Source organism: Brevibacterium sp. SIMBA_078, from assembly GCF_046534565.1.
GTDB lineage: Bacteria > Actinomycetota > Actinomycetes > Actinomycetales > Brevibacteriaceae > Brevibacterium.
Window position 1 is genome coordinate 1 of the sequence record NZ_JAWRYQ010000520.1, and the last position, 241, is coordinate 241.

At 57.7% G+C, this 241-nt stretch carries 1 protein-coding gene; it reads left to right on the forward strand.

What is annotated here, in order from left to right:
• Nucleotides 1-241: hypothetical protein (locus tag SB749_RS20640; protein ID WP_410711960.1), on the forward strand; the 241-nt coding region annotated here is incomplete at both ends.

Sequence of the window (241 nt, forward strand, 5' to 3'; positions counted from 1 at the left end):
GGCTCGCACCTGCCCAAAAAACTCGCCGAATGGACCCTTCACGACCTCTACTACGGCATTCAGCATTGGGCGTTTGAGTTTTATGACGAACAGGAACACCCAGCGCTCGGCGATTCGCCGAGAGCCACTTTCGTGCGCGGCTTACGCGAAAACGGGTCACGCGAGCAACGACGTATCACGTTCGACCGAGACTTCTTGATTGCAACCTGCCCACCTGTGGATCGAACGGGCATGCGGCAAG